Annotated in this window: 9 protein-coding genes; all 9 read right to left on the reverse strand. The window is 64.0% G+C overall.

The genetic code is table 11. The annotated features are described in order from the left end of the window. Positions 1-25: 25 nt before the first annotated feature. Positions 26-769 carry a transporter substrate-binding domain-containing protein gene (locus J5M56_RS20260; RefSeq protein ID WP_186478743.1) on the reverse strand — a complete coding sequence of 248 codons (744 nt, stop codon included), beginning with the start codon at positions 767-769 and terminating at the stop codon, positions 26-28. A gap of 15 nt (positions 770-784) precedes the next feature. After that, positions 785-1288, reverse strand: a complete 504-nt coding sequence (locus J5M56_RS20265; protein WP_060478935.1) for a phosphatidylglycerophosphatase A — start codon at positions 1286-1288, stop codon at positions 785-787. Beyond that, on the reverse strand, positions 1285-2253 hold the full coding sequence (gene thiL, locus J5M56_RS20270) for a thiamine-phosphate kinase (RefSeq protein ID WP_207937626.1): 969 nt from the start codon (positions 2251-2253) through the stop codon (positions 1285-1287). The genes J5M56_RS20265 and thiL overlap by 4 nt, the downstream gene beginning before the upstream one ends. 18 nt (positions 2254-2271) lie before the next feature. Continuing rightward, a complete protein-coding gene (gene nusB, locus J5M56_RS20275) occupies positions 2272-2772 on the reverse strand; it encodes a transcription antitermination factor NusB (RefSeq protein ID WP_060478933.1) in 501 nt (166 codons plus the stop codon). After that, on the reverse strand, positions 2769-3245 hold the full coding sequence (gene ribE / locus J5M56_RS20280; RefSeq protein WP_060478932.1) for a 6,7-dimethyl-8-ribityllumazine synthase: 477 nt from the start codon (positions 3243-3245) through the stop codon (positions 2769-2771). Before ribE ends, nusB begins: the two co-directional genes overlap by 4 nt. A 90-nt stretch (positions 3246-3335) precedes the next feature. Next, positions 3336-4427, reverse strand: a complete 1092-nt coding sequence (gene ribBA / locus J5M56_RS20285; protein WP_060478931.1) for a bifunctional 3,4-dihydroxy-2-butanone-4-phosphate synthase/GTP cyclohydrolase II — start codon at positions 4425-4427, stop codon at positions 3336-3338. Between the two features lie 18 nt (positions 4428-4445). After that, complete coding sequence (locus tag J5M56_RS20290) at positions 4446-5111, reverse strand: riboflavin synthase (RefSeq protein ID WP_207937627.1); 666 nt, start codon at positions 5109-5111, stop codon at positions 4446-4448. 42 nt (positions 5112-5153) lie between these two features. Then, on the reverse strand, positions 5154-6284 hold the full coding sequence (gene ribD, locus J5M56_RS20295; RefSeq protein ID WP_207937628.1) for a bifunctional diaminohydroxyphosphoribosylaminopyrimidine deaminase/5-amino-6-(5-phosphoribosylamino)uracil reductase RibD: 1131 nt from the start codon (positions 6282-6284) through the stop codon (positions 5154-5156). Between the two features lie 2 nt (positions 6285-6286). Further along, entirely contained in the window at positions 6287-6616 is a 330-nt protein-coding gene (gene nrdR / locus J5M56_RS20300) for a transcriptional regulator NrdR (protein WP_207937629.1), read from the reverse strand. Between the last annotated feature and the right edge of the window lies 1 nt (position 6617).

Genomic DNA, 6617 nt, shown 5'->3' on the forward strand with positions numbered 1-6617 from the left:
TTGTAAGGGATGCCGAGGTCTAGCATCACTGCGGCTTGCTAAGGGGCGAGAAAGGATAAGGCTGCTTCCAGCGCTCGAAGATCGGCTTGAGTTCACCGCTGCGCACCAGTTCGGCCATGCGCTGGTCGAACAGCTCGCACAAGGCCTGTGCTTGCCCGGTGCGGGAAAACGCCAGGTAAAGCGGTAGTTCGGCAACGTGGGTGCTGCGAAAACGCTCTGGTTGCGAGGTTTGGCCAAGCACGTAATCGACTTCGGTTTTTGCGTCGATGTAAAAATCCACCCGCTCATGTTCGAGCATCGGCAAGATGCCGTCACGGCGCTGGACTTCACGGTAGTTGCTGACATTGGGAAGGTAACTGCCATAGTCGTACCCACGCACCCAGGCTAGCCGATACTGCCCGAGGGCAGCCAATGTAGGCGCAGGCTTGCTGGCCAAGCCGAGGGCGTAGATATGGTCCATGTCGAAGTGCCACTTGGGGTAGAGGTTGTCGGCGTTTTCCTGCTTGTAGGAGCCCACCCAGGCATCAGCCTCGCCACGCTTGACCAAGCCAACCGCCCGGCTATAGGGCGCACTTTGCGCTACCACATGAACCCCGGCAGGCTCGAAGACCTTGCGCAACACATCCCAAGCGACACCGGTCCCATCGGCGTTGGTGTAATCCACCCACTCTTCGCTGACCAGGGTGATCTGCTTGGGCAACGGCTCAGCGGCCATGGCCCATGGGGCAAGGCTCAGCATCATTGCCAGCAGTACGGTCCTCACGGCCATCCAACGCTCCCTGTTTCAGCCTACCGCCCATACCAGAACCTGCATCCCCAGCCAGGCGAACACACCTGCCAGCACATCGTCGAGCATGATCCCGACACCACCATGCACATGCCGATCGATCCAGCGAATCGGCCACGGCTTGAGAATGTCGAAGAAACGGAACATCAGGAACCCAGCCAGGATCCACTGCCACCCTTCCGGCACCAACCACAGGGTGATCCACATGCCGACCATCTCATCCCAGACAATGCCCTCGTGGTCGTGCACACGCAAGTCTTCGGCCACTTTACCGCACAGCCAGAAACCGAACAGCATGGTCACGCCCAGCAGCAGCCAGTAACCCCAGTCGGGGAGCATCTGCCATAGCGGAATGAATGGGATGGCCACCAGCGAGCCCCAGGTGCCTGGGGCTTTTGGCAAGGTGCCGGAACCGAAACCAAAGGCAATGAAATGCCATGGATTGCGCCAGACCGATGGCGGAACGTTCTCCGCAGGCACCTGGTTGGGGTGGTCGGTCACGGTGTCTCCCTAAAATGTTGATAGCCCCGTTGGACCGGGGTGATGTCCTGGCCCAGCGCATCACGCAGGGTCACGCCCTTGCCATCGAGCACCCGGCCGATGACGTACACCTGGCCAGGAGCACGGTCGATGAGCCCGGCCAGCGCGGCAGGTGGCAGAGTGAACGCCAGGACGTAGTCGTCGCCTCCGGTCAGCGCCGCCAGCCGTGCCCCATCGAGGCCGAGAAACCTTTGCAGTGCAGGAGACACTGGCACCTGCTCCAGGTTCACCTCCAGCGCAACACCGGAGGCCTTGGCGATATGCCCGCAGTCGGCGAGCAGGCCATCGGAAATGTCCAGTGCCGACGTGGCCTGGCCGCGCAACAACTGGCCCAGGCCAAGCTGAGGCATTGGCGACCAGTAATGCTCAAGCAGCGGCTCAGCCTGCTCGGCCGGTGCCTCGCGCTCACCCAGCACCAGCGGCAATGCCCCTGCCGCCTTGCCCAGCGTGCCGCCGACGCACAGCAGATCGCCGGGCCGTGCGCCGCTGCGGCGCAGCGCTTGGCCGGCCGGTACGCGGCCGAACACGGTCACGGTGATACTCAGCGGCCCGCGGGTTGTATCACCCCCGACCAGGCTCATGCGGCACCGCTTAGCCATGCGGCCAAGCCCTTCGGCATAGGCCGCCAGCCAATCAGCGCCTACATCGGGCAGGGTCAGGGCGAGGGTGAAGCCGATCGCCGTCGCGCCCATGGCGGCCAGGTCACTGGCGGCCACGGCCAGCGAGCGCTGGCCTAGAAGCAACGGATCGCAGACGCTTGGGAAATGCACGCCGGCTACCAGCGTGTCGGTCGACACCGCCAGTTGCTCACCGGGTGGAAGGCCGAGCAGGGCGCAATCGTCGCCGATGCCCAACGCCACACCTTCGCCGCCCTGCGCGCAAGGCGCGGCGGCGAAGTAATGGTTGATCAGCTCGAACTCACCCATGGGCCGGCAGCGCCAGGATCAGCGCTTGTTCGCCTTGACTTCTGCTTCGCGCAGCACTGGAGCGAGTTTGTCCAGCACGCCATTGACGAACTTGTGGCCATCGGTAGCACCGAAGACCTTGGCCAGCTCCACACCTTCGTTGATCACCACGCGGTACGGTACGTCGACGCGCTTGATCAGCTCCCAAGTGGACAGGCGCAGTACGGCCAGCTCGACCGGGTCGAGCTCTTCCAGCGCCATGGTCATGCAAGGTTCCAGCGCTTTGTCGATTTCGCCTTTGATCGCCGGAACCCCATGCAGGATCTCGCGGAAATAGGCACCGTCGACATCGGTGAAATCGTTATCGACCCGGAACTGCGCTTCGATCTCGTTCAGCGAATGCTGTGCCATGTGCCACTGGTACAGGGCCTGGGTCGCAAGCTTGCGTGCCTCACGGCGCTTGGCGCTCTTGGAAGGCTTGCCGGCATCCGCAGGTTTTGGATCGCGCGGGTTGAAACGATCGCTTTCGTCGCTAATCACTTGGCCTCCAACTGCGCCAGCAGGCTGACCATTTCCAGTGCGGACAGGGCAGCTTCACCGCCTTTGTTGCCAGCCTTGGTGCCGGAGCGCTCGATGGCTTGTTCGATGGAGTCGACGGTCAGAACGCCGAAGGCCACCGGTACGCCGAACTCCATGGACACCTGGGCCAGGCCCTTGGTGCATTCGCCCGCCACGTATTCGAAGTGCGGGGTGCCGCCACGGATCACCGCGCCCAGGGCGATGATCGCGTCATATTCGCCTTGCTGGGCGACTTTCTGTGCCACCAGCGGGATTTCGAACGCGCCAGGGGCACGGATGATGGTGATTTCGCTTTCGCTGACACCGTGGCGTACCAAGGTATCGACGGCGCCGCTTACCAGGCTTTCAACGACGAAGCTGTTGAAGCGGCCAACCACCAAAGCATAGCGACCTTTGGGGGCGATGAAGGTACCTTCGATGGTCTTCAGGGTCATTCGATGTTCTCATCTTCAAGAGCGAGGCCGCATACAAGCGGCCTCGGCAGGGGTCTGGACTCGAGCTCTGGGCGTCAATGCCGCCTCAAGTCACTCGGAGGGCACGTATTCTACAACTTCCAGATCGAATCCGGATATCGCATTGAACTTCATCGGCGAACTCATCAGGCGCATCTTGCGCACACCAAGGTCGCGCAGGATCTGCGAACCGGCACCAACGGTGCTGTAGGTGGTCGGCACTTTGGCCGGTGCATCGCCTGCGCTTTCACGGATGTGCGCCAGCAGCACGTCGCCGTCCAGCGGGTGGCCCAGCAGCAGCACCACGCCGCTGCCTGCCTCGGCCACAGCGGCCATGGCCGCACGCAGGCTCCAGCGGCCTGGCTGCTTGACCAGCAGCAAGTCGCGCAGCGGGTCCATGTTGTGGACGCGAACGAGGGTCGGCTCTTCAGCGCAGATGTTGCCCAGCGTCAGGGCCATGTGCACGTCGCCTTCCACCGCGTCGCGGTAGGTGACCAGGTTGAATTCGCCCAGCTCGCTCTCGATCGGCTGCTCGGAAACACGCTGTACGGTGCGTTCGTGGATCATCCGGTAGTGGATCAGGTCAGCGATGGTGCCGATCTTCAGGCCATGTTCGGCGGCGAACACTTCCAGCTCGGCGCGACGCGACATGGTGCCGTCATCGTTCATCACCTCGCAGATCACCCCGCTCGGCTCGAAACCTGCCATGCGCGCCAGGTCGCAGGCCGCTTCGGTGTGGCCGGCGCGGGCCAGCGTACCGCCTGGCTGGGCCATCAGTGGGAAGATGTGGCCAGGGCTGACGATGTCTTCTGCCTTGGCGTCCTTGGCAGCTGCGGCCTGCACGGTACGCGCACGGTCGGCAGCGGAAATACCGGTGGTGACACCCTCGGCAGCCTCGATCGACACGGTGAACTTGGTGCCGAAGCCCGAGCCGTTGCGCGGCGCCATCAGCGGCAGCTTCAGGGTTTCGCAACGCTCACGGGTCATCGGCATGCAAATCAGACCGCGGGCATGCTTGGCCATGAAGTTGATGTGCTCAGGCTGGCAGCACTCGGCGGCCATGATGATGTCGCCTTCGTTTTCACGGTCTTCGTCATCCATGAGGATGACCATTTTGCCCTGGCGGATATCTTCGACCAGTTCTTCGATGCTGTTGAGCGCCACTGGGCACCCCCTTCTCAATCAGGATTTCAAGAAGCCGTTGGCGGCCAGGAAGCTTTCGGTAATGCCACTGCCCTTGCTCGGCTCGGCAGCCTTGTCACCCAGTAGCAGACGCTCCAGGTAACGGGCCAGCAAGTCGACCTCAAGGTTGACCCGACGCCCTGCGCGGTAGTCGGCCATGATGGTTTCGGACAGGGTGTGCGGGACAATGGTCAGCTCGAATTCGGCGCCATTGACCTCGTTGACCGTCAGGCTGGTGCCGTCGACGGTGATCGAGCCCTTGTGGGCGATGTACTTGGCCAGCTCTCTCGGTGCACGCACCCGGAACTGGATGGCCCGCGCGTTATCGCTACGCGAGATGATTTCGCCGACGCCATCGACATGGCCGCTGACCAGATGGCCGCCCAGCCGGGTGGTGGGAGTCAGGGCTTTTTCAAGGTTGACCTTGCTGCCACTTTTGAGGTCGATGAACGCGGTGCGCTTGAGGGTCTCGACGCTGACATCGGCCCAAAAGCCACTGCCCGGCAGCTCGACGGCGGTCAGGCATACACCGTTGACAGCGATGCTGTCGCCGAGCTTGACGTCACCCAGGTCGAGCTTGCCGGTTTCGACGTAGACGCGCACGTCACCACCCTTTGGGGTCAGGCTGCCGATGGTGCCGATGGATTCGATAATGCCGGTGAACATGGGGACTTCCTCAAAAACAGGTTGCGCAGGGCAAGCCGAGCATTATACGCCGGGCGCCGGCAGAGGGATGGCCGTGACCCGCCAGTCATCGCCCACTGCGCGCATTTCGGTGATTTTCAGCCGTGGCGCCTGGCTCATTTTCTCCAGCGGCCAATCCAGCAGCGGGCGGGCCTGGGAGCCTAGGAAGGTGCCTGCGACGAACAACTGGTACTCGTCGATCAGGCCTTGACGGGCGAAGGCGCCAACCAGGCCGGGGCCGGCCTCGAGCAGAATCTCGTTGGTTCCGCGAGCGGCCAGCGCCTGCAGCAGGGCCGGCAGGTCCACTTGGCCATTGTCGCCGGGCAGGCTGAGCAGCTCATGGCCAGCAGCGGCATAGCGTGGGTCATCTGCGACGGCGGTGGCCACCAGCGCCGGGCCGGCCTGGAAGAACGGGGCGTCCAGGGGCAGGCGCAAACGGCCATCGACCAGCACACGCAGCGGTGTACGGCTCAACGCCAAGGCAGTGGCCTCAGGGTCCAGGCCCAGTTCGGCTGCACGTACGGTCAGCCGTGCGTTGTCGGCCAGCACACTGGCGGCGCTGGTCAGCACCACGCTGGCACGGGCACGCAAGCGCTGCACCGCCGAGCGGGCAGCGGGGCCGGTGATCCACTGGCTTTCGCCGCTGGCCATGGCGGTGCGCCCATCCAGGCTCATCGCAAGCTTGGCGCGCACGAATGGCAAGCCGTGCTCCATGCGTTTGAGAAAGCCGGGGTTGAGGGCCCGGGCCTCGGCTTCGAGCAGGCCGCTGGCAACTTCTATGCCTGCCTCGGCCAGGCGCCGCAAGCCTTGGCCAGCCACTTGGGGGTTGGGGTCCTGCATCGCGGCGACCACCCGGGCCACCCCCGCGTTGACCAGCGCCTCGGCGCACGGTGGCGTGCGGCCGTGGTGGCTGCACGGTTCCAGGGTCACATACGCGCAGGCGCCGCGGGCCAGCTCACCGGCTTGACGCAGCGCATGCACTTCGGCGTGTGGCTCACCGGCCCTAACGTGCCAGCCTTCCCCGACCACTCGGCCATCGCGAACGATCACGCAGCCGACACGCGGGTTGGGGTGAGTGGTGTAGATGCCCTTGCGCGCCAGCTCAAGCGCGCGGGCCATGTAATGGGCATCGAGGATCGCGGTCTGGCTGGGCATGCTCACTCTTTAGCCGGCTCGCGGGCCAGGCGATCGATCTCTTCGCGGAACTCGTCCAGGTCCTGGAAGCGGCGGTACACCGAGGCGAAGCGGATGTAGGCCACCTCGTCGAGCTTGCGCAGCTCGGCCATGACCAGTTCACCCACTACCAGCGATTTGACTTCGCGCTCGCCCGTGGCGCGCAGGCGGCTTTTGATGTGCGCCAGCGCCGCTTCCAGGCGCTCGACGCTGACCGGGCGTTTTTCCAGCGCTCGCTGCATGCCAGCGCGCAGCTTGTCTTCATCGAACGGCTGGCGGGTACCGTCCTGCTTGATCAGGCGGGGCAGCACCAGT

The organism is Pseudomonas sp. 51_B, from assembly GCF_017491595.1.
GTDB classification, from domain to species: Bacteria; Pseudomonadota; Gammaproteobacteria; order Pseudomonadales; family Pseudomonadaceae; genus Aquipseudomonas; species Aquipseudomonas promysalinigenes.

What these genes read in the sequence shown, in the direction of transcription:
- thiL (WP_207937626.1), bottom strand. Translation starts at nt 2,253, where the DNA reads ATGGGTGAGTTCGAGCTGATCAACCATTACTTCGCCGCCGCGCCTTGC.
- ribE (WP_060478932.1), bottom strand. Translation starts at nt 3,245, where the DNA reads ATGACCCTGAAGACCATCGAAGGTACCTTCATCGCCCCCAAAGGTCGC.
- J5M56_RS20290 (WP_207937627.1), bottom strand. Translation starts at nt 5,111, where the DNA reads ATGTTCACCGGCATTATCGAATCCATCGGCACCATCGGCAGCCTGACC.
- ribD (WP_207937628.1), bottom strand. Translation starts at nt 6,284, where the DNA reads ATGCCCAGCCAGACCGCGATCCTCGATGCCCATTACATGGCCCGCGCG.
- J5M56_RS20260 (WP_186478743.1), bottom strand. Translation starts at nt 769, where the DNA reads ATGGCCGTGAGGACCGTACTGCTGGCAATGATGCTGAGCCTTGCCCCA.